At 56.3% G+C, this 23,836-nt stretch carries 18 protein-coding genes and 1 tRNA gene; 10 read left to right on the forward strand and 9 right to left on the reverse strand.

Features of this window, described 5'->3' with window-relative positions:
- Positions 1-54: 54 nt before the first annotated feature.
- Positions 55-2,238: a catalase/peroxidase HPI gene (katG, locus tag ABJF76_RS14750; RefSeq protein ID WP_413822602.1), complete on the reverse strand. Its 2,184-nt coding sequence runs from the start codon at positions 2,236-2,238 to the stop codon at positions 55-57.
- Between the two features lie 107 nt (positions 2,239-2,345).
- Between katG and ABJF76_RS14755 the strand changes: the two genes are divergently transcribed.
- From ABJF76_RS14755 to ABJF76_RS14790, 8 genes are all read left to right on the forward strand, one after another.
- On the forward strand, positions 2,346-3,233 hold the full coding sequence (locus tag ABJF76_RS14755; protein WP_413820859.1) for a LysR substrate-binding domain-containing protein: 888 nt from the start codon (positions 2,346-2,348) through the stop codon (positions 3,231-3,233).
- A 134-nt stretch (positions 3,234-3,367) separates the two neighbouring features.
- Positions 3,368-3,571: a hypothetical protein gene (locus ABJF76_RS14760; protein ID WP_413820860.1), complete on the forward strand. Its 204-nt coding sequence runs from the start codon at positions 3,368-3,370 to the stop codon at positions 3,569-3,571.
- Between the two features lie 97 nt (positions 3,572-3,668).
- Positions 3,669-4,514 carry a phytanoyl-CoA dioxygenase family protein gene (locus ABJF76_RS14765; RefSeq protein ID WP_413820861.1) on the forward strand — a complete coding sequence of 282 codons (846 nt, stop codon included), beginning with the start codon at positions 3,669-3,671 and terminating at the stop codon, positions 4,512-4,514.
- Between the two features lie 73 nt (positions 4,515-4,587).
- Positions 4,588-4,968: a VOC family protein gene (locus ABJF76_RS14770; protein ID WP_413820862.1), complete on the forward strand. Its 381-nt coding sequence runs from the start codon at positions 4,588-4,590 to the stop codon at positions 4,966-4,968.
- 275 nt (positions 4,969-5,243) lie between these two features.
- Positions 5,244-5,317: transfer RNA gene (locus tag ABJF76_RS14775), tRNA-Gly, on the forward strand.
- 100 nt (positions 5,318-5,417) lie between these two features.
- Positions 5,418-7,229, forward strand: coding sequence for an ABC transporter transmembrane domain-containing protein (locus ABJF76_RS14780; protein ID WP_413820863.1), 1,812 nt, complete (start codon positions 5,418-5,420; stop codon positions 7,227-7,229).
- Between the two features lie 185 nt (positions 7,230-7,414).
- Complete coding sequence (locus ABJF76_RS14785) at positions 7,415-9,316, forward strand: acyl-CoA synthetase (protein WP_413820864.1); 1,902 nt, start codon at positions 7,415-7,417, stop codon at positions 9,314-9,316.
- A gap of 109 nt (positions 9,317-9,425) precedes the next feature.
- Positions 9,426-9,911 carry a thioredoxin domain-containing protein gene (locus ABJF76_RS14790; protein WP_413820865.1) on the forward strand — a complete coding sequence of 162 codons (486 nt, stop codon included), beginning with the start codon at positions 9,426-9,428 and terminating at the stop codon, positions 9,909-9,911.
- 66 nt (positions 9,912-9,977) lie between these two features.
- Here ABJF76_RS14790 and ABJF76_RS14795 read toward each other — a convergent pair whose 3' ends face one another.
- Positions 9,978-10,421, reverse strand: coding sequence for an RrF2 family transcriptional regulator (locus tag ABJF76_RS14795; protein ID WP_413820866.1), 444 nt, complete (start codon positions 10,419-10,421; stop codon positions 9,978-9,980).
- Positions 10,422-10,469: 48 nt separating this feature from the next.
- A complete protein-coding gene (locus ABJF76_RS14800) occupies positions 10,470-10,874 on the reverse strand; it encodes a group III truncated hemoglobin (RefSeq protein WP_413820867.1) in 405 nt (134 codons plus the stop codon).
- 264 nt (positions 10,875-11,138) lie between these two features.
- Here ABJF76_RS14800 and ABJF76_RS14805 point away from each other — a divergent pair, with 264 nt between their 5' ends.
- Positions 11,139-11,372: a hexameric tyrosine-coordinated heme protein gene (locus ABJF76_RS14805; protein ID WP_413820868.1), complete on the forward strand. Its 234-nt coding sequence runs from the start codon at positions 11,139-11,141 to the stop codon at positions 11,370-11,372.
- Between the two features lie 40 nt (positions 11,373-11,412).
- Here ABJF76_RS14805 and ABJF76_RS14810 read toward each other — a convergent pair whose 3' ends face one another.
- From ABJF76_RS14810 to ABJF76_RS14835, 6 genes are all read right to left on the reverse strand, one after another.
- Positions 11,413-13,050, reverse strand: a complete 1,638-nt coding sequence (locus tag ABJF76_RS14810; RefSeq protein WP_413820869.1) for an ABC transporter ATP-binding protein — start codon at positions 13,048-13,050, stop codon at positions 11,413-11,415.
- Between the two features lie 70 nt (positions 13,051-13,120).
- On the reverse strand, positions 13,121-13,939 hold the full coding sequence (locus tag ABJF76_RS14815) for an ABC transporter permease (RefSeq protein ID WP_413820870.1): 819 nt from the start codon (positions 13,937-13,939) through the stop codon (positions 13,121-13,123).
- A 13-nt stretch (positions 13,940-13,952) separates the two neighbouring features.
- Positions 13,953-14,948, reverse strand: a complete 996-nt coding sequence (locus ABJF76_RS14820; RefSeq protein ID WP_413820871.1) for an ABC transporter permease — start codon at positions 14,946-14,948, stop codon at positions 13,953-13,955.
- A 9-nt stretch (positions 14,949-14,957) separates the two neighbouring features.
- Positions 14,958-16,553, reverse strand: coding sequence for an ABC transporter substrate-binding protein (locus tag ABJF76_RS14825; protein WP_413820872.1), 1,596 nt, complete (start codon positions 16,551-16,553; stop codon positions 14,958-14,960).
- Between the two features lie 129 nt (positions 16,554-16,682).
- Positions 16,683-18,635, reverse strand: a complete 1,953-nt coding sequence (locus tag ABJF76_RS14830; protein WP_413820873.1) for a CocE/NonD family hydrolase — start codon at positions 18,633-18,635, stop codon at positions 16,683-16,685.
- Positions 18,636-18,678: 43 nt separating this feature from the next.
- Entirely contained in the window at positions 18,679-19,779 is a 1,101-nt protein-coding gene (locus ABJF76_RS14835) for a DUF4147 domain-containing protein (protein ID WP_413820874.1), read from the reverse strand.
- Between the two features lie 222 nt (positions 19,780-20,001).
- Here ABJF76_RS14835 and ABJF76_RS14840 point away from each other — a divergent pair, with 222 nt between their 5' ends.
- Entirely contained in the window at positions 20,002-23,766 is a 3,765-nt protein-coding gene (locus ABJF76_RS14840) for an Ig-like domain-containing protein (RefSeq protein ID WP_413820875.1), read from the forward strand.
- The last annotated feature ends 70 nt before the right edge of the window (positions 23,767-23,836 follow it).

Raw genomic sequence — 23,836 nt, forward strand, 5'->3', positions numbered from 1 at the left:
AGATCAACAAAAGAAACTCCGGGCGGCGCGTCGTTGCCGCCCGGAGTTTTAACGTTATGCGACCAGATCGAAGCGGTCGTTCATCATCACTTTGGTCCAAGCTGCAACGAAATCACGCACGAACTTTTCGGCGTTGTCGTCTTGGGCATAGACCTCGGCATAGGCGCGTAGGATCGAATTTGATCCGAACACCAGATCGGCGCTGGTGGCAGTGAACTTAGGTGTGCCTGACGCACGATCCCGCAGTTCATAGGTGCCACCCTCAACAGGTGCCCACGCCAGATCCATGTCCGTCAGGTTGACGAAAAAGTCTGTGGTCAACTGACCCACACGATCTGTTAACACACCGTGCGCGGCGCCACCGTGGTTGGTGCCCAGAACTCGCAGGCCGCCAACCAAAACGGTCATTTCAGCGGCTGTCAGGCCCATCAATTGCGCGCGGTCCAGCATCATCGCCTCGGGCGATACGGCATAGTCCTTGAGCTGCCAGTTGCGGAACCCATCCGCGACAGGTTCAAGCACCGAGAAGCTGTCCGCATCGGTTTGCGCATCAGATGCATCACCACGACCGGGGGCAAAGGGCACAGCCACATCCATCCCGGCGGCTTTGATCGACTGTTCCAGCCCGACGTTGCCAGCCAAAACGATCACATCCGCGATGGATGCACCGGTTTGGGCGGCGATGGGTTCAAGAATACCAAGCACCTTGGCCAGACGTTCGGGTTCGTTGCCGGCCCAGTCTTTTTGCGGAGCCAGACGGATACGTGCACCATTGGCGCCGCCCCGTTTGTCAGACCCACGGAAGGTGCGTGCAGAATCCCAAGCGGTTGTGATCATTTCGACCGTGCTTAGGCCGCTGTCGGCGATCTTGGCTTTGACGGCATCGACGTCATAACCGGTTGCGCCTGCAGGAATTGGGTCTTGCCAGATCAGTTCTTCGGTCGGCACAAAAGGACCATAGTAGTTGTCGGTTGGCCCCATATCGCGGTGCGTCAGCTTGAACCAAGCGCGTGCAAATGTGTCTGCGAAATAGGCGGGATCAGCTATGAATTTTTGGCAAATCTCGTTGTAGATCGGGTCGACCTTCATCGCCATGTCCGCATCCGTCATCATCGGCAGGCGGTGCGTGCCGGGGTCCGTCGGGTCAACAGGCATTTCGGATTCAGGCATGCCAACAGGTGCATATTGCTGCGCGCCAGCAGGGGATTTGGTCAGTTCCCATTCATACCCGAACAGGTAGTCGAAATAACCCATGTCGAACTTCAGCGGTTCTTTGGTCCACGCACCTTCGATGCCTGATGTGAACGCGTTTGTCGCTTTGCCGTCCAGATCGGGGTTGGACCAGCCAAGGCCCTGACCGTGAACGGTGCAACCTTCGGGTTCGGCACCGATTTTGTCGTCGCCCATGGCGCCGTGCGCTTTACCAACCGTGTGGCCGCCACAGGTCAACGCTGCAGTTTCTTCGTCGTTCATTGCCATGCGGGCGAATGTTTCGCGTATGTGCAGCGCTGTGCGGGCTGCATCGGGGTTGCCGTTCACGCCTTCTGGGTTGACGTAAATCAGGCCCATGTGGACAGCGGCAAGCGGGTTTTCCATGGTGTCCGGTGTATCCAGATCGCCATAGCGGTTTTCAGACGGCGCAAGCCATTCGTTTTCCGAACCCCAATACACGTCTTTTTCTGGGCCCCAGATGTCTTGGCGACCAAAGCCAAACCCAAAGGTCTTTAGACCCATGGATTCATAAGCCACGGTGCCGGACAGCAAAATCAAGTCAGCCCATGACAGCGCGTTGCCGTATTTCTTTTTCACAGGCCACAAAAGGCGGCGTGCCTTATCGAGCGATGCGTTGTCAGGCCAAGAGTTCAAAGGTGCAAACCGGATGTTGCCGGCACCACCGCCCCCGCGACCGTCGCCCAAACGGTACGAACCCGCCGAGTGCCAAGCCAAACGGATCATCAAGCCGCCATAGTGACCCCAGTCCGCAGGCCACCACTCTTGGCTGTCGGTCAGCAGGGTTTCGACGTCCGCGCGAACGGCATCAAAATCCAAACCCTTCACCGCGTCGCGGTGGTTGTAGTCTGGACCCATTGGATTGGTCTTGGCGTCGTGCTGGTGCAGGATGTCGAGGTTCAGCGACTCGGGCCACCATTTGGTCACCGCATTGTCGGTGCCTGTGTTGCCGCCGTGCATGACGGGGCAGCCGCCGCCTGATTTGTTGTTGGTCGGATTGCCGTCCATGGTTTTTCTCCTGCAGTTGATCTGTGGGTGAGGTCTGACATTGCAGATATCGAGGGCGATTGATAAGTTCCAATTCAATTATCTAATCGTCGCGATAGGTTTTTCTTATGAAGTCTTTGACGCTCAAACATCTCCGATATTTCGGGGCTTTAGCGGCGCATCGCCACTTTGGTCGTGCGGCAGAAACCTGTTCGATTTCGCAGCCGGCATTGTCGTTACAGATCAAAGAACTTGAGGGAATCATGGGTGGCCCGCTTGTCGAACGTGCCGCCCGCGAGGTCAGGCTTACGGCGATGGGCGAGGATTTACTGGCGCGAGGGTCTGAAATTCTACAACAAATCGATGACCTCAACGGTCTTGTGCGCCGACAGGCCGGGCCATTTTCGGGGCGATTGCGGCTTGGGGTCATTCCGACTGTTGCGCCCTATCTATTGCCGGGGATCATTCATGCGTTGGCAGATCGGTATCCCGATTTGAAACTGGAGCCCAAAGAAACCATCACGCAATCCCTTGTGCACGAAATTCTGGCGTCCCGCCTTGATGCGGCCATTGTGGCCTTGCCCGTGACCGAACCCGCCTTGCAGGAATTCACGCTATTTGAAGAAGAGTTCCTGCTGGTTCGCCCCGCCCATGATGCAGGGTTGCCCGTGCCCACAGCCGCGGTTTTGCCGACGATGGAATTGCTGTTGTTAGAAGAAGGGCATTGTTTTCGCGACCAAGCCCTGTCGTTTTGTGACGCCTCTGTGCGCCCACGCCAGATCATGGAGGGCAGTTCATTGTCGACTTTGGTGCAAATGGTCAGCGCTGGAATCGGTGTAACCCTGATCCCAGAAATGGCGCGCGCTTATGAAACGCGATCGGCAGATGTTGCGGTGTCGCGGTTTGATGTCAGCCCACCTAGCCGTTCCATCGGGATGATCTGGCGCAAAACCAATCCGCTTAGTCAGGAATTGATGGAAATGGGCGCTATCATTCGCAAAACGGCCGAACGTTAGGCCGCGCGTGCAAATTTAGTCATGTTTGATTGTGAAAACTCTGCCGGGGCGATCTTGACCCATTTGACAGCGCGCGCCTGATCGTGGTTTGCAGGCAAGACCGTGCATATGCACGGCTGATGTCCGGAGACCATATGCGCAAACTGATTGACCTAGACCACGCGTTCTTTGCCCGGCCTTCACGGCGCTACATAACTGTTGCAGTATGCGCCCTGTGGGGGCTGTTTGAACTGTCGATGGGGGCGACCCTGTGGGCGGCATTGTTTTTTGGTATCGGGGCGATTGCGATTTGGCAATTTCGCCAAATCGATTGGTCGAAATACGACGGCGGGTCTTAAGGCGGCACATTTTCCTATTGGCTTGTGATCGCGAAGTATCTTGCAACCGGTTGCAAGGTCGCTATCGTCTCGTTCAACGCCCAAAGGAGCCGTGCCCATGCTGACTGTCGAATCCACACACATCGACCCCGCTGCCATCTGCGAAGAGCTTTTGAACGGCGGTGGGGCGGTCAAGATCAAGGGCCTTTTTACCCCAGACCAGATTGCCCAAGCCCGCGCGATCATCATGGAGCATTCCAACGCTGAATCTGAAAAAGTCACACATTTTCAGGGCGCCGCCATGGAGGACGGGAACGCCAACCTACAACGACGGGTGTGGAATCTGCTGGCCAAGGGGCCGGTCTTTTCCGAAATGGCCGCGCATCCGGTCATCATGCAGGTGTTGTCGCGCTGGTTGGGAACCGAGTTCATCATGGGTTCAATCGCCGCCAATCGCATCTTGCCGGGCGGACCGGGACAAGAGCCACATATCGACTTTCCCTATTGGGATTTTCATGGTGTCGAAACGCACCCTATGGGGCTGAATGCCAGCTTTCCAATGAACGCGCAGATTACCATTGTGCTTGATCCTTTTACCGAAGCAAGTGGTGCTACGGCCTATTTGCCCGGCTCGCAAACCGATCTGCGCTATCCCACATCAGACGATCATGCGGGGTTCTATGCTAATTGCGCGCGGATGACGGGCGAACCGGGCGATACGGTGCTGTTCTTTGGGGCCGCGTGGCACTGTGCGATGCCCAACAACAGTGATCACGACCGCAATGCCGTGCTGATCAACTACATTCCGAAATGGGTGAAACCGCTTGAGGACATGCCCGGCGCGCTGCCTGCCACCTTTATGGAGGCCGCAAGCCCTGAAATGCGCCAGCTTTTGGGCTTGAACTATCGCTATCCTGAGGTGTTGGATCGCGCCGATGCCATTAACGCCGAAGGCATCAAATAAAATTGCGACTTATCTAAAGTTGCTTATCGCGCCTCGATTGATACGCAGGTGCGGCGAAAAAAGGATAAATCAGATGCAAATCAATCGTCTTGATCACGTCAATCTGCGCACCATGCAACTGGACACAATGATCGCGTGGTACGTGGACGTGTTGGGCTTACACAACGGGGCACGCCCAAATTTTGGCTTTCCCGGTGCGTGGCTTTATGCGGGTGACGCGGCTGTTGTGCACATCACGCAAGTCGAGGACGACGCGGGTGCCGGATCAGAAGCCGCGTTGAAACTTGAACATTTTGCTCTGACGGCGACGGGTAGTGCTGAATTTGAAACGCGGTTGAACACGCATAATGTGACATTCAAAAAGTCGATCTTGGCCGAACTTGGAATCACCGCATTTAATATTTGGGATCCCGACGGCAACCATATCCACGTGGATTTCACGGACGCAGAATAAGGGGCAGGTGGGTTAGGTTTTGACGAGGGCTTTCTGAGTAGCGCCCATGACGATGCAAATGGCGTAGTTTAAACCCAATGAGGCCGCCCAAAATGCCACCGCAAAAAACGTGCCCGATTCACAAAAAGCCTGCAACGCAGCAAACCGACCGTAAGCCAAAGGCGTCAAAACAGAAAAAGGCCGGGTCAATCACACCCACGCGGACCTTTTTTGTGTTTGGGTGCGCGTGCCATTCTTGACCCTCCTCGGCGGGTGGCATATGCACCCCTCACTGCGCGGGCGTTGTGTAGTGGTAAGACCTTAGCCTTCCAAGCTAATGACGCGGGTTCGATTCCCGCCGCCCGCTCCACTTCCCTTCTTTGTGAATTGACGTGTTTCGGGTGGCTGATCCCTTGACGTTGTTGCGCGGTTGCGGCCATGTGCGGTGCAAACCAAATGCCGGAGCGCGCATGACTGATACCACGACACAACCGGTGCCGCCGGCGTCTGCTACAAAAGAACGCGAAAAGTCTAAAAAGATTGGGGCGTTAGGTGCCCTTTTTCCGTTTATCACCCCCTATTGGAAACTGGCGATCGCCGCGATTTGTGCGCTGGTTGGGACCGCAATTATATCGCTGACACTGCCTTTGGCTGTGCGCCGGGTGATCGACAATTTCGGCTCAACCGACCCGGGTATCCTTGATTCCTATTTTCTGGCGGCGATTGGTATCGCGGGCCTATTGGCGATCGGAACCGGCCTGCGCTATGCGCTGGTGACGCGCTTGGGTGAACGTATTGTCGCTGACATTCGCAAGGCAGTGTTTAATCGGGTGATTGGAATGTCGCCCAGTTTTTATGAAAATATCATGACGGGCGAAGTTCTAAGCCGCATCACCACGGACACCACCTTGATCCTAAGCGTTGTGGGGTCGTCCGTTTCGATTGCCTTACGCAACTTGCTGATTTTCATCGGTGGGTTGGTTCTTATGATGCTGACCTCGGCCAAGTTGACGCTGATGGTGTTGTTGATCGTGCCGGCTGTGGTTGTGCCGATTATGGTGCTAGGGCGGCGGTTGCGCGGCCTCAGCCGTGAAAATCAGGATTGGATTGCAGCGTCTTCGGGGCGGGCCTCTGAACAGTTGAGTGCGGTTCAAACGGTGCAGGCCTTTACCCACGAGACGGCCAGTCGCGCAATGTTTTCTGATGTGACCGAGGCCAGCTATGGTGCAGCGCGTCGGCGCATCACCACGCGTTCGGCTATGACGGTGATTGTGATTTTCCTGACATTTGCAGGCATCGTTGGTGTGCTGTGGATTGGGGCAAATGATGTGCGCGCTGGCGTGATGACTGCGGGGGCGCTGATCCAATTTGTGATCTACGCGGTGATGGTCGCAGGCGGTGTTGCTGCTTTGTCTGAGATCATCGGCGAATTACAACGCGCAGCGGGTGCAACGGAACGGTTGGTGGAATTGCTGCACACGCGCGATGATGTGCAAGATGTGGCGAACCCCGCCCAACTGGCCGCGCCTGTGCAGGGACAGATCAGCTTTGAAAACGTGCAATTTTCCTATCCGGCGCGCCCGGCGACCAATGCGCTTGATGGGGTCAGTTTTGACATCCAACCGGGTGAAACGATTGCTTTTGTTGGCCCTTCGGGTGCGGGCAAAACAACTGTGTTTCAGATGTTGTTGCGCTTTTATGATCCGCAAAGTGGCGCGATCAAACTGGACGGCATGGATGTCGCCGGCCTAGAGCGCGAAGCGTTCCGCAAGCACATCGCCTTGGTGCCCCAAGACCCAATGATCTTTGCCACGTCTGCGGCCGAAAACATCGCCTTTGGTCGGCCCGATGCGACGCAGGCCGAAATTGAAGCCGCCGCGCGCGCCGCTGCGGCCCATGATTTCATCACGGCCTTGCCGCAGGGCTATGACAGCCCTTTGGGTGAACGCGGTGTGATGTTGTCGGGCGGCCAAAAGCAACGCATCGCGATTGCACGCGCCATTTTGCGCGACGCGCCAGTGTTATTGTTGGACGAGGCGACAAGTGCGTTGGACGCAGAAAGCGAACGCGCCGTGCAAGACGCCGTTGACGCATTGTCCGAAGGACGCACGACCTTGATCGTCGCGCACCGCCTGGCAACGGTGAAAAAGGCCGATCGTATCGTCGTTCTGGATCAAGGACGCGTTGTGGCGCAGGGGTCGCACGACGCTTTGGTGGCCGAAGGCGGGCTTTATGCGCGGCTGGCACGCCTGCAATTCACCGACGGAATGGCGGCTGAATAACGCCAAACGCGGTTATTTCCTTTCTTTCGTCGCAGCGCGTGACCCAAGGTCACAGCGTTTTACGCGGCGTCCCTTGGCCTTTGGCGAAAATGCAATGCTTGAACAATGCGCGCCGTGGCATCATCTTGGTTTCAAGGGAAAAGAGCCGCGCGCCATATTTGGCTTGCGCGTCAGGGAGGATGCCAATGACGACCTTTGCAGGGATCGCAGATCGCGACGCTATCGAAAACGAGATGCCGTGGACGCAGCGCGATGTTGCCACAACACTTTACGGCATGCTTTCTGACACAACCGCCAAGTTTCCCACACATAAGGCGATCAGCTATCAGATATTTTCGGACCCGACGTCCAAGGCCGAAACCCTCACGTGGTCGGCGTTAAAGGATCGCACCACGCAGTGCGCCAACATGTTGCGCGCCCTTGGTGTTGGGCCAACAGACGTGGTCGCTTATGTGCTGCCCAATGCGACGGAAACCGTTGTGACTTTACTTGGTGGCGCGGTTGCAGGGATCGTAAACCCGATCAACCCGTTGCTGGATGCTGAACAAATCGGGTCTATCTTGCGCGAAACCAACGCCAAAGTTGTTGTGACCCTGCGCGCCTTTCCAAAGACCGATTTGGCCGAGAAAACAGCAGAAGCCGTCTCTCTTGCGCCAAGCGTCAAAACCGTACTTGAGGTCGATCTTTTGGATCACGTGTCGGGGCTGAAGTCATGGATTATCCCCTTGATCCGACCCAAAGTCGCAAAGGCCCCCGGCGTCACCTACAAGGCGTTCAATGCTGAGGTGGCCAAACAACCGACCACTTTGCAATTTGAGGATGTGCAAGAGGACCGTGTGGCCTTCTATTTCCACACAGGCGGCACGACGGGCATGCCAAAGGTTGCCCAGCATAAATATTCTGGCGCGATCTATAACGGCTGGTGTGCGGATACTGTCTTGTTCTCGGAACAGGACGTTGTGATGTGCCCGCTGCCATTGTTTCACGTCTTTGCCTGCCACCCTGTCATGATGGGGGCCATTTTCAGTGGCGCGCATGTGGTGTTCCCAACACCGCAAGGGTATCGCGGCGAAGGGGTGATGGACAACATCTGGAAGCTGGTTGAACGCTGGAAGGTCACGTTTATCATCACGGTACCCACGGCCATTTCAGCCAAGATGCAAAGGCCCATTGATGCCGATATCAGCTCGATCAAAAAGGCGTTTTCCGGATCAGCACCTTTGCCGCAAGAACTGTTTAAACGGTTTGAAACGGCCACTGGCGTTGCCATCATCGAAGCCTACGGCATGACCGAGGCGACCTGTGCGGTCTCGGCCAACCCGCCGGATGGTACAAAAAAGATCGGGTCGGTTGGTATCCCGCTTCCTTACACGCAGGTGAAGATCTTTAAAGGTACGCCCGATGGTTCAATCGAGGCGGACGTGGATGAGGTTGGTGAAATCTGTATCTCGAACCCCGGTGTTGTTGCTGGCCATACCTATACCGAAGTCGAAAAGAACGCGGACCTTTATTATAACGATATCTATCTGCGCACTGGCGATCTGGGTCGTGTGGACGCGGATGGCTATGTGTGGATTACAGGGCGCGCCAAGGACTTGATCATTCGCGGTGGCCACAACATTGATCCGGCCGAGATTGAAGAGACGTTGATGGGGCACGAGGCCGTCGCCTTTGCTGGTGCCATCGGTCAGCCGGATGCGCATGCGGGTGAAGTGCCGTGTGCCTATGTGGAACTGGTCGAGGGGGCCTCGGTCACAACGGACGAGTTGATGGCGTTCTGTACAGAAAATGTGCTTGAACGCGCAGCGATGCCCAAGCACATGACCATCATGGATGAACTACCAAAGACGGCTGTGGGTAAAGTGTTCAAACCCGATCTGCGTCGCGAGGCGATTACGCGGGTGTACAACGCAGCCTTGGCTAAAGCCGAGTTGGAGGCGCGTGTGGTTTCTGTGATCGATGACAAAAAGCGTGGACTGGTGGCGCAGATTGATATGGGCGAAGCGACGGACACGTCGGTGCAAACTGTACTTGGGTCTTTCGTGCGTCCTTGGGACGTTGCAAAACCTGCGGTTGCGGCGGAGTAAGTCACTTTCCCACCCCATGGCGGTATTGCAATGTAACGGGATCGTGAGACATATGAAGCGCGGCTCGATTTAAAGTACGCAAAACCAATTCAGTTACATGTGAGTACAAATGTCAAAGTCCCGCAGCAAAGCCCGCAAAGCCAAAGCCAAAGCGCCGGTTGCACCAGCGCCAAGAACGCGCCGTGACATGTTACGGTTGGGCGGATATGGGGCCGCGGCCGCTGTTGGGGTTGTCGGTGTTGGGTTTTGGGGGGCGAGCTCATTTAGCGCCTACGGTAAGGAACACGATCTAAGCCGTGTCGGCGAAGCGCCGATGACCGTTGTACAAATCCATGACCCGCAATGTCCGACCTGTACAGCTTTGCAAAAACAGACCCGTGCTGCTTTACGCGATTTTGACGAGGGAGAGATTACTTACCTGATCGCGGACATAAAGACGCCTGAGGGTGCGGCGTTTGCACGTAAATATCGCGTGCCGCATGTGACGCTTTTGTTGTTTGATAAGGACGGGGAATTGCAGCAAACTATCCAAGGTTTGCAACAAGCCAGTCAATTGTCCGAAACGTTTGCATCGCAAAAAGCGGCCCTAAGGTAGAGGCACCATTTTCCGACACGGAAAATGACCGGAAACCGTATCGGTTTCCGCGCCCGCCACTCAGGGTTAAGCGGTATTTAAGCGGTGCAGTAACGGGGTGATTTTTCTGTTGTTCACAGTCAGTTGTAACAAGGTTTTGCCATCAAGCACTTGAAAGAACGCGTCTTGTGCCTCTAGCAACGTTGTCGTCAACTCGCATGCCGGTGCAAGAATGCAGGTGCCACCGTCTTCTCTCAGGCATTCGACCAGCCTGTGCTGGCTTTCCAACGCGCGGATCACTTTCCCGATGTTGATCTCGGCCGGATCGCGGCGCAGTTGCAGCCCCCCTGAACGCCCGCGCGTCGCGGTGACATAACCCTCTCGTACCAACCATTGTGTGACCTTGGTCAGATGGTTGAATTTGGCCCCGTGCATGTCCGTGATTTGCCGGGTTGTGAGTTTACGATCTTGTGCCACGGCAAGATGCATCAGCATCCTTAATGCGTAATCGGTAAATGTGGAAAGCTGCATGGCAAGGCTCCGGTCTGGAACGAAATTTCTTTATGGGCCGCGTCAAGATCAGCCGCCGCGCAGGTTTGGAATTGATCCCACGGGGCAACGTGCGTCAGTGACGCCAAACGACAGGCCGCGCCCGATGCGATGCGCGAGATGGGACCATTGTTCGCGCTGTGGCGGGGCGATCAATTCGGCCAACGTCTCGTCAAACAAGGCGAGCCAAGGTTCAAAATGCGCAGGAAGCACGTCGCCTGTCTGAATATGCACCTGCATAGGATTGCCGTCGTAAGATCGTTCAAAAAGGATCGCATTGGCCCAAAAACAGGTGATCTTTTCTTCGTGTGTTGGCCAGTCATCGACATGGGCCGCAAATATGGGGCCAAGCACCGGGTGCACACGCACGCGGGCGTAAAAGGCTTTCACGACGTTGGCGATATCCTGTCGGCGCAGGTCAATTCTGGGTGGCATCACCGTACGATGATCCACATCACACTGAGTGATATGATTAAATAAACCAGCGTGTTGATCATCCAACGGATCATGCCGGCGTCTGCTTCTGGGTCTATGCCCATGAGTTTGCAGACTTTGGTTCCTGGCCACAATATCATTTCCGAGACAGACATGTTTTTCATCCTTACCAAAGATGTTTTTTGGTATCACAATAATATGCTTTTTCAATGCATATTATCGGCACTATGAAAACGATCATTTATTTCAGGAAGGAACACCATCATGTCATGGTTACCCACGCTTATCACTGCAACGCCCGAGGAAGGGTTCAATTTGGCCATCAAGTTGTCTCGTATGGCGGTGAAGACCACGCAGCCAGATGACGAAATACGGGCGAAACTACGGGCCGTTTACGAACAGGATGCAGACGCATTGACGGCCGCCAGCCATGTGGTTGCCGTCAATTTTCAGACAGTCGCCGCGGCGAACGGATATTGGCAGACACAATCGAACTAACGATTTAATGCATCGCGACAAAAGAAATGGATCGCGCGGCTTAGTTGCCAGCGCTTTCCATTTTGCGATGCGCGATCACCTCTTCGAGCCAGCCAAGTTTCATTTCAGGCACAGAACTCAGTAGCAGGTCTGTGTAATCGTCAAAGGGCGGTGACAGGACTTCGGACTTAGTCCCATAGCGCTGCACGCGGCCCTGATACATCACAGCGATGCTGTCGGCGATGGCGCGCACTGTGGCAAGGTCATGGGTGATAAAGAGGTATGCCACGTCTTCGCGTTTTTGCAGATCAAGCAACAGCTTTAGGATGCCATCCGCGACCAGCGGATCAAGCGCGCTTGTGACCTCGTCACAGATGATCAATTTGGGTTTGGCGGCCAATGCGCGTGCAATGCAGACGCGTTGTTTCTGCCCGCCCGACAGTTCGGCCGGATAGCGGTCTTGAAAGCCGTCGCCCAGCTCAATCTCGTCCAGCAATTCCTGAATACGTTTTTGTTTTTCTGCGCCTTTGAGGCCAAAATAGAATTCAAGAGGGCGCCCAATGATCGTGCCCACAGTTTGACGCGGATTCATGGCGGTGTCGGCCATTTGATAGATCATTTGCAATTCACGCAGGTCTTCGAGGCTGCGTGAGGGCTGATCTGGCGTCAACGTGCGCCCGGCAAATTCAATGGAGCCATCACGCGGTGGCAAAAGCCCTGTGATGACACGGGCAAGAGTGGATTTGCCCGAACCAGACTCGCCCACCACGGCCAGCGTTTGACCGGCGCTGATGTCGACGTTGACATCATGCAGCACGTCGAAACTGGTGCCCGCATAACGTGCTGTGATGCCCTTAACGCTGAGGATCGGATCATCGGTGGGTTGTTTCTCGATATGTTTGATCGATCGGACAGAGACGAGCGCTTGGGTGTATTCTTCTTTTGGGTGGTTGATGATCTGATCTGTTGTGCCATATTCGACCATCGCCCCTTGTTGCAGCACCATGATATGGTCTGCGACTTGAGCCACCACGGCCAAGTCATGGGTGATATAAAGAGCGGCGACGCCGGTGTCGCGGATCGCGTCTTTGATCGCTTTGAGCACGTCGATCTGAGTGGTGACGTCCAGCGCAGTCGTCGGTTCATCAAAGACCACAAGGTCAGGTTCAGGGCATAGCGCAAGGGCCGTCATGCAGCGTTGCAATTGCCCGCCGGATACTTGGTGGGGATAGCGGTCGCCGATGTTTTCGGGGTCGGGCAGGCCAAGTTTTTCGAACAGTTCGACAGCGCGTTTTTCGGCGTCAGACTTGTTGAACTTACCTTGTAAAACGGCCGCTTCGATCACCTGTTCCATGATCCGTTTGGCCGGGTTGAACGAGGCCGCCGCAGATTGGGATACATAAGTCACCTCGGCACCGCGCAAGTTGCGCACATCGCGCACAGAAGCTTGCAGCACGTCGCGCCCGTTGACTGTGACAGACCCGCCCGTCAGTTCCACGCCACCGCGCCCATAGGCCATAGCAGCAAGCCCGATGGTGGATTTACCTGCGCCGGATTCCCCGATGAGGCCAAGGACTTTGCCCGCTTCGACGTCGAAGTCGACGCCGTGCACGATTTCGATGTCATGTGGTTTCTCGCCCGGTGGATAGACGGTTGCGCCGATTTTAAGGCCACGGACTTGAAGAAGAGGTGTGGTCATAATGGCTTCCTCCCGGGGGCTCCGCCCCCGGACCCCCGGAGTTTATTTGGCAAGATGAATGGGATCAGAGTCATCCGCGTCCACCCTTGAGTGAGGTCGTACGCGTTAGGATCCAGTCGGCGATTAGGTTCACGCTGATCGCCAGTGTTGCGATCGCGATGGCCGGGTAGAGGGCCGCGCCGATGCCGAAGTTGATGCCTTCTTTGTTTTCTTTCACGATGCCGCCCCAGTCTGCCAGTGGCGGCTGTACGCCAATGCCAAGGAAAGAGAGTGTCGAGATGAACAGCACCATAAAGATGAACCGCAGCCCCATTTCGGCCACCAGTGGTGACAGCGCATTGGGTAGGATTTCGCGGAAGATGATCCATTTCAGTTTTTCGCCGCGCAGGCGGGCAGCTTCGACGTAGTCCATGACAGAGATATCGACAGCCACAGCGCGTGCAAGGCGGTAGACGCGGGTGGAGTCCAGCAGTCCCATGATGATCACCAGTGTGACTACGGTTGCTTCGATTGAGGACAGGATCACGAGGGCGAGGATCAGCGAAGGGATCGACATGAACAGATCGACAAGGCGGCTCATCACTTGGTCAACCCATCCGCCGGAAACCGCTGCGATGAAGCCAAGCACAGAACCCGTGGCGAAGCTGAGGATTGTGGCCAGTGTCGCGATCAGGATCGTGGTTTGTCCGCCAAAGATCATGCGCGTCAGCAGATCGCGCCCGATTTGGTCGGTGCCCAGCCAATGTTCCGCCGACGAGGGTTCCCACACGTCGCCCACGGCTTCGGCCATGCCGTAGGGGGCGATCCAGCTCGCAAAGATTGCGGCAAGGAAATAGGTGGCTGTGATAGTTAGCCCAACAAGGGCGGAGAGGGGGATGTTTCTAAGCATGTTTAGGCTCCGCTCACTTGGGGTGGCGAAGGCGCGGGTTGGCCAGAATGGACACCACGTCTGCGACGATATTGAGGATGATATAGACGGCCGCAAAGATCACGCCGCAGGCCAGCACTACGGGCACATCGCGTTTCACAACCGCGTCCACCAGATATTGACCCATGCCGGGATAGGCGAACACGACCTCGACCACCACGACGCCCACCACCAGATAGGCGAGGTTGATCATCACCACATTCACGATCGGTGCGATCGCGTTTGGAAAGGCATGTTTGCGGATCACAGCAAAGGTGTTCAGCCCTTTGAGTTCTGCCGTTTCGATATAGGCAGATTGCATCACGTTCAGGATCGCAGCGCGCGTCATGCGCATCATATGTGCCAGCACCACCAACGTCAGGACCATCACAGGCAGCGCAATGGCGTAAAGCTGTGCCGACAATGGCATGCCGGGAGAGACCGAGGCGAAAGATGGAAAGGCGATTGGGCTCATGCCAAACCATCCCCAGATGCTCCAGCTTAGGCTTTGCACAGCGAAGAAAAAGATCAGCACGTAGGCGATCATGAATTCAGGCAGCGAGATCGAGGCGAGTGTTACCCCAGAGATCAGCTTGTCGGGCCAGCGGTTCTGGAATCGCACAGCGATCAGACCCAGCAGAATGGCCAGAGGTACAGAGATGATTGCGGCCCAGAAGGCGAGGAACAGTGTGGCGCTGAGGCGCCGGCCGACCTGTTCGGCAATGGAGAGTTTGTTGATCAGCGAAGTGCCCATATCCCCGGTCATGATACCGCCAATCCATTCGGCGTATCGGGTGACGGCGGGGCGGTTCAGGCCCATTTCTTCGCGCAGGTTTGCAAGGTTTTCCGGTGTCGCGGCTTGCCCCAATTGGGACAGTGCCGCATCGCCCGGCAGCACCTCTGTCAGCCCAAACAAAAGGACCGACGCGGCAAAAAGAAGAACGACGCCCAGCGCAAGGCGCTGGGCAACAAGTTTTAAAATCGGGTGCATAAAACCGACTTACGCCTTCCAGGTGTACTTGGCAGTTTTCCAGTACATCTGTGGCCCGTTCGGGTTGGCTTCCCAACCTTTGACGCTTGTCGACATCGCATCGACAAAGTCGTTGAACATGGGCACGATCACGCCACCTTCTTCGTTCAGCAGGCGACCCATTTGGGAATAGATTTCCTTGCGCTTGCCTTCATCGATTTCAGCACGTGCCTCAAGTAGCATGGCATCAAAATCTTCGCGCTTCCAACGTGTGTCGTTCCAGTCCGCTGTGGACAGGTAGGCAGTGGTGTACATCTGATCCTGCACAGGGCGACCGCCCCAATAGGAACAGCAGAACGGCTGTGCGTTCCACACTTCGGACCAGTAACCATCGTTGGGTTCGCGCTTGATTTCCAGCGGGATGCCAGCCGCTTGGGCCGATTGCTGGAACAGGGCAGCCGCGTCAACCGCACCGGGGAAGGCACCATCAGCCGTGCGCAGAACGATGGGCGATCCGTCGTGGCCAGATTTTTTGTAGTGCTCGGCCGCTTTTTCGAGGTTGAATTCGCGCTGTGGGATTGCTTCGTCATACAGCGGATAGGCTGCGTTGATCGGAATGTCGTTCCCAAGCGAGCCATAGCCCTGCAGGATTTTGTCGACCATTTCCTGACGGTTCAGCGCGTATTTCAATGCTAGACGTAGGTCCAAGTTGTCGAACGGTGCTGTGTCGACGTGGGCGATGAACACATAGTGGCCACGACCGGATGTCGACAGAACGTCGATGTTGGGTGCGCGGTCAAGCAAGGCCGCAATCTTGGGCTCAACGCGGTTGATCGTGTCAACCTGACCAGATTGCAGGGCCGCTGTACGTGCTGTCGCATCGTTCAAAACGATGACTTCGACAGTGTCGTAGTGCGCCACTTCGTCTTGGCTGCCGCCCCAATAATCGTCTTTGCGTTTGAAAACCATACGCACGCCGGGTTCGTCGCTTTCCAGCGTGTAGGGGCCTGTGCCAATCGCCGCTGCGGGGTCGTCAAAACCACCACCGGGCTGAATGATCAGGTGATAATCGGCCAAGAGATAGGGCAGGTCAGCATTGCCGACACTCAGCGTCACTTCGAATACGTCGTCCACTGTGCGCATGCTGCCGATGCCTTGCATGATGCCCAAAGCGCCGGATTCAGAATCTTCGTTCGAGTGGCGTTCCATGGTTTTCAGAACGTCATCGGCGGTGACGTCTGCACCATTGGAAAACTTCACACCCGAGCGAATTTTGAAGCTCCAGACGGTTGCGTCGTCGGACCCTTCCCAGCTTTCGGCGACCAAGCCCTTAAGGCTGCCGTCTGAGTTCAATTCAACCAGTGGCTCACCCCAAAGGAAACCGCCCTGAAGCGGTACATCAGAAGCCCATGTTGCGGGGTCTTGGCTGTTGGTGGATTCACCACCTTGGATGCCCATTTTGAACGAACCACCAGCGACAGGTGTCGCAGCTTTGGCGTCGCCAGCCAGAATGGTCGAAGCCACGGCGGCGCTTACGCCCAGTGCGGCGGCTTTGCTCATGAATTCGCGGCGCGTCATTGAACCTGCGGCAACGCGTGCGGACAGATCTTTGAGTTGGTCTGACATAATATCTCCCGGTTGTTGTGACCGCGTCTTTGGCGCGGATTGTTTTGAATGTGTGCCAGAGGGTAAGCATTTGAAGCCGTGTCGCAAGCGTTAATGACTCTTGAAGTCAGGGACGTGGCGTGCAGGGGGCTACAAAAGATCGCGGGAAATCTTGTCCTCGACTTCGCGTTGATAAATGCATTTTCCGTTCTCAAATGCCTGCACTTCGGCGTGTAGATGGAAGTGCTCGGCATCCGACCACATCTCGCAGGTGGTTTCGGTGCGCAGGGCAATCCCGTCGCGTTCTAGCTCGTCGGTCCAATGGCATGTGCCGCGCGCTGACAGCGGATCATCGGGGTGAATTTCCCAAGCCTCGCGCGCGATGGACCCATTGATAAGTCCATGTTCAAGGTCACGCACCTTGCCAAAATCGTCTTTGATCAGCAGTGACGTGATGCCTGTGGTCATGTCGGTGATGTGCTGACGACTGTGGGCTTCGGGGCGCAGTTCTTCGGTTTGCCAAGGAGCAGCGGCATCAGGTGGCGGGAACGTCCAAGTGTCAGCGTTTTTCAGGGTTTGCAGGCTGAGTGAACCGGCGAACAACGTTAACGCGACGGCATTTGGGGCAGGCCAGATCAGAGGCCAATAGGTCGGTGAAATCGACACGCGAATGCGGTGCCCAGCGGGCACTTTATAGGCGATATGATCAAGCGATAGGCGAATGTTCTCTTGTTGGCCGGGCACCAAAGGGCGCCCCAAATGACGCGCGATGTTCAACACGCCATATGTGATACGCGTCGCCGCGCCGTCCGGATGGATGTGGTTCAGCCGGACCGCCACATGCGCGATGGGTTGGTCGGCGGCGAGGGTCAGATTGATTTCTGGCGCATCAGTGATCGCCAAATCAGCGGGCAAGGCTGCACTGTCAAAGGTTGCGCTGAATGCATCATCACGGCGTTGATCGCCCGGCAGTTCCGGACCCAGCCAAATCGCGCAATATTCACCCGCATCCGCGCCGGTGTCTTGAGGCGAGGCAACAAGGCGTTCAAAAGTCTGTGAAGACGCCCCCAACCCGTCTTGGTTCAGGTGCCATGTTTGCGCCTCGCTTACAGCGTTCGCAAGCCAACGCCCATTTCGTTCGGTGTACCAAGTTGCCGGGCGCACACCATCCATCAGATAGGTCCGTAAATCGGGGTCTTTTTCTACGCCGGTATCGACGCCTTTCAGCCACTTATCCCACCAGCGCAACGCCTCTTGCAGAAAGCCGATTCGCGGCTCGGGTACTGCAAAATGTGGGTATTTATGCACCCAAGGTCCAAGGATTCCTTTGGCGCCGGGGATGTTATCAACGATTTGTGGCACCGTGTTTTTATAGGAATCACCCCATCCCCCCACGGCCAACACACGCGCTTTGATCGTGTCATAGCTTTCGCACACCGACCCGTGTTTCCAATACTCATCCCGTCCTTGGTGGCGCAGCCAGACGGACGGCAAAAAGGGTTCGTTTTCCAACCGCTCTAGCCACATCTCGCGCCAATCGGGGCGCAGGGCAGGGTCGGGCGCGCGCGAAGAATAGCTCCACATGGTCGCGCCCCAGCCAAGGTTTTCGTTCAGCAGGCAGCCGCCTTTGTAATGGATGTCATCGGCATAGCGATCGACGGTGGAACACAGCGTCACAATCGCCTTGAGCGGTTCGGGGGTCATTGCGGCCACCTGAAGCGCATTAAACCCACCCCAGCTGATGCCCATCATGCCGACAGACCCATTGCACCAATTTTGGGCGGCGGCCCAATTGATGACCTCAACCGCGTCATCAAGCTCTTGTTGGGTGTATTCGTCTTCCATCAGCCCATGGCTGTCGCCATTGCCGCGCATATCAACGCGCAAACAGGCATAGCCGCGTTGGGCGAAATACACATGCGTCAGCGCATCGCGTGCGCAAGTGCCGTCGCGTTTGCGATAGGGCAGGTGTTCAAGGATCATCGGGACCGGGTCGTCGCCTGCATCTTTGGGCCGCCACATACGGGCGGACAGGCGTGTGCCATCGGACATGGTGATGCCAAGGTCGGGAATTTCTTCGATGTCGCGTAGGTTGTTTTTCATGCGGGCACGGTTGCGATACGTGCCCGCACTGTCAAGCCGCGCCCTAATCTTTCATGGCAATCAATAGATCAGCGACGTTGGTGCCTGTCGGCCCGCTTTTGATCAACGCGCCATGTGCATCAAGCCACGTGTATGCATCTGCACGTTCTAAAGCGTCGGCCGCGCTTTCTTTCCATGTTTGGCCGTCAACCAATGCACCCGCCGCATCCGTCGGACCATCGGTGCCGTCAGTGCCCGCTACCAGAATGCGCAGGCCTGTTGTGCCCGCGATTTCGCGGGCCAGCCCAAGGGCCAGCGCCATGTTGCGCCCCCCCTTGCCGGGGTGTTCTGGCAGAACGACAACGGGTTCCCCGCCCAAGACAAACAGACCAGACGGCGCGGCCGCCAGTTCACCAGCAATGCGTGGGATCAAATCATTGATGTCACCGTACAGTGTTTCGGCGTTCATTGTGACAGGCACGGGGCTGGCCGCGGCGACAGCGTCCCGTGCAATCGTGTTGGATGCCACGATATGAGGGTGGAAATCGAAGACAGGCTTTTCTGGCGCGTCTCCTATCCCTGATCCGATGGTTGCAAGTGCGTCGCCTTCTACATCCGACAGGGCAAGGGTGGTCACTTGCGCGCCTTTGAACCCGGCAAGCAATTTCCCCCCTTTGATTTGCGAATTGGCTGTGCGGAGGGTGTTCATTTCGCCAATAGGCGCACCTGTCGCCAGTAACGTGTTGGTGCTGTCTTTCAGGTCCGACAAGGTCATGCCGTCGCGCGGCACTTCGGCGAGGGCCGAGGCACCACCAGACACAAGCATCAGCAAATGGGTGCCCTGTAAAAATGACGAAACTGCGGCCTGCAATGCGCGCCCCGCTTTCAAAGACGCGTCATCCGGAACGGGGTGAGCGGCCTCGATCACGTGGGATGTGGCGGGGGCCTCATTTGCATGCCCGTATTTCGTCACCACAAGACAAGATGCGTCTGGAAACGCCGAACACGCCGCGCGCGCCATGGCGCCTGCGGCCTTGCCAATGGCGATGATATGATCAGGTCGAGCAACAAAACCTTGAGCAATCGCATGGGCCACCGCCACATCGCCGCGCACGGCCTCAACACCCGAATGCCACAGTTCTTTTATGTCTAGAGCGGTATTCATACACACATCCTTGTGGAAAATCGTCAAATTGAGTCCAAATAGGCACAATATATGGCTTGCGCTGCTTCAAATTGTGATTGGGGCGAAAAAAGACTCTAGCCCTTGATTCGCTTTTGAACTATACCCGCATACATAAATATTGGTCAGCACGGCAAACAATGTCGGCGGCGTAGTAACAAATTGGACCGCAACAATGCGGCCAGAGGCGAGAGTGGTGGTGTTATGAAGGCGATTGATTTCGTCGTCCGCGATGGTGCGGGCGCTTTGCAGCGTGGTGTGGTTCCGGGCGAAGGGGATACAGCAGTATCTCTTGGCAGCGGCCAAGAAGTTTCCTTTAACCTTCGGCAGATCGACATGGCTGGCCAAAGCCGTGTTGGGGATGACCTTGTCATTACTCTTGTCGATGGCCGCACGATCACGCTTGAAAATTATTTCAATGATGTGGGTCCAACAAACCGCTTGTTTATTTCGGCGGATGGTTACCTGAACGAAGTCGCGTTTGTTGAGACAACAGACGGCGAACTTTACGCTCAGTTCGGCCCGACCGAACAGTGGGGCAAGTGGAGCCCGTCAGACGATCTTATCTATCTTGGTGGCACGGATTTCGCAGATGCGGGCGCCGTACTTGCGGGCGACGACGAAGTGACAAGCCTTGCAGCCGGTGCGTTGGGCGGGCTTGGCCTGCTTGGCGGCGGTGGCGCTGCTGCCGCGGCAGCTGTAGGTGGTGCCGCGCTTTTGGCTGGCGGCGGCGACGGTGACGATGGCGACGGTGAAGGAACACCTGCTGCGGTGCCAACGGTAAATGAAGTCGGTACGACGACAGATATTGGTGGCGACGACACGACCACGCATACATTTGAAGTGTCTGGCACCGGTGAACCGGGCGATACTGTCGAAGTTGACGCCGGTGGTGTCATTGAAACTGCGGTCATCGGAGAAGATGGCACGTGGACCGTCACCTATGATGAAACAAACCTGCCTGACGACGGCACGGTTGTTACGGAAGTGACCTTTACACACGAAGATGGCACCGAAACCGTCATCGAAGGACCTACCTTTGTTATCGATACAATCGGCCCCGACGTAGAGATTACGTCAGGCGTTGAAAGCGTCGGTCACATTGTGAACGGCGCTGAGTTATCAAGTGGTGTAACGCTGACAGGGACCAGTGAAGCAGGCGCAACCCTTGAGATCACCATTCAAGACATCACGCGCACCGTCACTGTAGCCGAAGATGGCACATGGTCCGCCACATGGCAGGCGGGCACGCTTGTGGACGGCGAATACACAACAGATGTGACAATTGTCGCAAGCGACGCGTTCGGTAACACCACAACCATCACCGATGGTCTGGTTGTCGACACGATTGCTGATCTGACGATTGACTCCAACATCGAAGGTGACGGCATCATTAACGCTGCCGAGGCCGCAGATGGTGTGACATTGACAGGTACGGCGCAGGCCGGATCTTCGGTCGAAGTGACCTTCAACGGCATCACGCGCTCGGCAACAGTTTCCGCAGACGGAAGTTGGACTGTGGATTACCTCGCTTCTGAATTGCCGACCGGTGAAACAGACGTGGCCATCACTGCCGTTGCGACTGATGCGGCGGGCAACACAGCGACTGCAAACGGGTCCGTCAACGTGGACACGCTGGTCAATGCGCTCAGCATCACATCCTCTTCGGGTGGGGCAGATGGCGTGATCAACGCTGTTGAGGCGACCTCGGGTCTGGTTGTGACAGGTGTCACAGAGCCGGGTTCAACCCTTGTGGTTACTCTGGGAGGCACGACAGTTACGGCTGTTGTTGCAGCTGACGGTTCATGGACTGCCAACTTTGCAAGCGACGCTATCGCGCCGGGCACCTACACCACTGAATTGACAGCTACGGCAACGGATGCTGCGGGCAACACACTGGATGCCACGCAAACGGTCAATGTCGACACCGAAGCCAACCTGCTGACCATCAATGGCCCAGTTGAGGGCGACGATGTCATCAACGGCGTTGAAGCCAGCGATGGTGTGGTTCTGACGGGTAACTCCGATCCCGGTGCGCTGGTTAGCGTTACTTTGGGCGGCGTGACAACGCAGACTGTGACCAACAGTGCCGGTGTTTGGCAGGCTTCCTTTAGTGCGGCTGACATTGCGCCCGGCACCTATGAGGCAGAGATTACTGCGACGTCGACAGATGCCGCGGGCAACACTGCAACAACAAGCGACACTGTGCTTGTTGATACGCAAGTCGACGTTCTAAGCATCACATCGCAAGCAGGCGGAACAGATGGCGTGATCAACGCTGTTGAAGCCACCGCAGGCCTGTCTGTCACAGGTGTGACGGAGCCGGGTTCAACCCTTGTGCTTACACTGGGCGGGGCCACTGTTTCGGCTGTTGTCGCAGCCGACGGCAGCTGGACGGCCAACTTCTCAAGCGATGCGATTGCAGCTGGTGAATACACTTCAGACCTGACCGCCACAGCGACAGATGCGGCAGGCAACGTGCGCAGCACAACGCAAGCGATCACTGTTGATACCGAAGCCGGAATTCTGACCATCAATGGTCCGATCGAAGGCGACGACTTGATCAACGAAGTCGAAGCCAGCGATGGTGTGATCCTGACCGGTAACGCCGATCCTGGTGCGCTTGTCAGCGTGACGCTGGACGGCGTGACCCATCAAACTATCGCCAACAGCGCGGGCGTTTGGCAGTCGTTCTATTCGGCGAATGAAATCACCCCCGGCACCTACGAGGCGCAGATTTCGGCAACCACGACGGATGCTGCGGGCAACACTGCCACAGCCAACGCGACTGTCGATGTCGACACGCAAGTGGACAACCTGTCGCTTGCAGCAGACGTGATCGAGGGTGACAATGTCATCTCCGAAGCAGAACGCGCTGACGGTGTGGTGCTGACAGGCACAACCGAAGTCGGTTCGACTGTGGTTGTGACGCTTGGTGATGCAACAGCCACGGCGATTGTTGATGCCAATGGGAACTGGCAGGCACCGTTCACGGCATCGCAAATTCCGACCGGCGAATATGTGACAGACGTCTCTGTGACGGCAACAGATGCGGCGGGCAACGTCGCGACTGTGACCGACACCGTGCGCGTGGACACATTGGTTAACCAGCTGGATATTCAGGACACTGTAACCGAAGACGATGTCATCAGCGGCGCCGAAGCCCGCGAAGGCATCTCGCTTGGTGGTCAGGTCGAGGCGGGATCGACTGTTATGGTCGACTTCAACGGCACTGTTTTGGCAGCGGTTGTGGATGCAAACGGCAACTGGTCTTTGGAAATCCCACCATCTGCGATTGCACCGGGCACATATGATGCTGACATCACAGTGATGGCGACGGATTCTGTTGGAAACACCGACATGATCAGCGACACGCTGAGCATCGATACCGAGGCCCCAGACGGCCCCGTGATCGCCAGCCTGACACGTGACGGTGACGGTATCCGCGGCATCACAACTGAACTCAGCGATGGCGAGCTTGTCGTTGCCGAAGTTGCGCCAAACGGATCGATCACAGAAGTGCAGGGCGGTCAAAGCGACAGCCAGTTCCGTCCTGAAACGCAGTTTGAATTCGCCAGCAACGTGCCGGATGGATCGAACCTTGTGGTCACATCTTCGGATGATGCAGGCAACACCAGCGGCACCTTTGTTGTCTTGGATGACGAAAGCGCAGGAACAGTGGTCGAATTGTCCAACCCACTTCTGGGCAATTATCAGATCGAAGCTGTCGATCTGCAATTCGCAGAAGAGGCAAGCCTGACGATCACCGAAGCCGCATTGGTCAATCTGTCAGACTCGACAGATGCACTGACCATCCATGGTGGTTCGGACGATACGGTGACCATTGCAGGGGCAACTCTCACAGGTTCTACCAACGTCGGCGGTCAGAACTTTGATGTCTATTCCTTGGGTTCCGAAGGCACGGTAATCCTGGATGACGATATCACGGTGAACACAGCCATCGCCTAAGTCACGAAAACTGTAAGTAAAATTTCACTGGGAACAAAAATAACAAACCTATCGAGACTTCCAGAATGAT

Source organism: Tateyamaria sp., from assembly GCF_039940735.1.
GTDB lineage: Bacteria > Pseudomonadota > Alphaproteobacteria > Rhodobacterales > Rhodobacteraceae > Tateyamaria.

What these genes read in the sequence shown, in the direction of transcription:
- katG (WP_413822602.1), bottom strand. Translation starts at nt 2,238, where the DNA reads ATGGACGGCAATCCGACCAACAACAAATCAGGCGGCGGCTGCCCCGTC.
- ABJF76_RS14755 (WP_413820859.1), top strand. Translation starts at nt 2,346, where the DNA reads ATGAAGTCTTTGACGCTCAAACATCTCCGATATTTCGGGGCTTTAGCG.
- ABJF76_RS14760 (WP_413820860.1), top strand. Translation starts at nt 3,368, where the DNA reads ATGCGCAAACTGATTGACCTAGACCACGCGTTCTTTGCCCGGCCTTCA.
- ABJF76_RS14765 (WP_413820861.1), top strand. Translation starts at nt 3,669, where the DNA reads ATGCTGACTGTCGAATCCACACACATCGACCCCGCTGCCATCTGCGAA.
- ABJF76_RS14770 (WP_413820862.1), top strand. Translation starts at nt 4,588, where the DNA reads ATGCAAATCAATCGTCTTGATCACGTCAATCTGCGCACCATGCAACTG.
- ABJF76_RS14780 (WP_413820863.1), top strand. Translation starts at nt 5,418, where the DNA reads ATGACTGATACCACGACACAACCGGTGCCGCCGGCGTCTGCTACAAAA.
- ABJF76_RS14785 (WP_413820864.1), top strand. Translation starts at nt 7,415, where the DNA reads ATGACGACCTTTGCAGGGATCGCAGATCGCGACGCTATCGAAAACGAG.
- ABJF76_RS14790 (WP_413820865.1), top strand. Translation starts at nt 9,426, where the DNA reads ATGTCAAAGTCCCGCAGCAAAGCCCGCAAAGCCAAAGCCAAAGCGCCG.
- ABJF76_RS14795 (WP_413820866.1), bottom strand. Translation starts at nt 10,421, where the DNA reads ATGCAGCTTTCCACATTTACCGATTACGCATTAAGGATGCTGATGCAT.
- ABJF76_RS14800 (WP_413820867.1), bottom strand. Translation starts at nt 10,874, where the DNA reads ATGCCACCCAGAATTGACCTGCGCCGACAGGATATCGCCAACGTCGTG.
- ABJF76_RS14805 (WP_413820868.1), top strand. Translation starts at nt 11,139, where the DNA reads ATGTCATGGTTACCCACGCTTATCACTGCAACGCCCGAGGAAGGGTTC.
- ABJF76_RS14810 (WP_413820869.1), bottom strand. Translation starts at nt 13,050, where the DNA reads ATGACCACACCTCTTCTTCAAGTCCGTGGCCTTAAAATCGGCGCAACC.
- ABJF76_RS14815 (WP_413820870.1), bottom strand. Translation starts at nt 13,939, where the DNA reads ATGCTTAGAAACATCCCCCTCTCCGCCCTTGTTGGGCTAACTATCACA.
- ABJF76_RS14820 (WP_413820871.1), bottom strand. Translation starts at nt 14,948, where the DNA reads ATGCACCCGATTTTAAAACTTGTTGCCCAGCGCCTTGCGCTGGGCGTC.
- ABJF76_RS14825 (WP_413820872.1), bottom strand. Translation starts at nt 16,553, where the DNA reads ATGTCAGACCAACTCAAAGATCTGTCCGCACGCGTTGCCGCAGGTTCA.
- ABJF76_RS14830 (WP_413820873.1), bottom strand. Translation starts at nt 18,635, where the DNA reads ATGAAAAACAACCTACGCGACATCGAAGAAATTCCCGACCTTGGCATC.
- ABJF76_RS14835 (WP_413820874.1), bottom strand. Translation starts at nt 19,779, where the DNA reads ATGAATACCGCTCTAGACATAAAAGAACTGTGGCATTCGGGTGTTGAG.
- ABJF76_RS14840 (WP_413820875.1), top strand. Translation starts at nt 20,002, where the DNA reads ATGAAGGCGATTGATTTCGTCGTCCGCGATGGTGCGGGCGCTTTGCAG.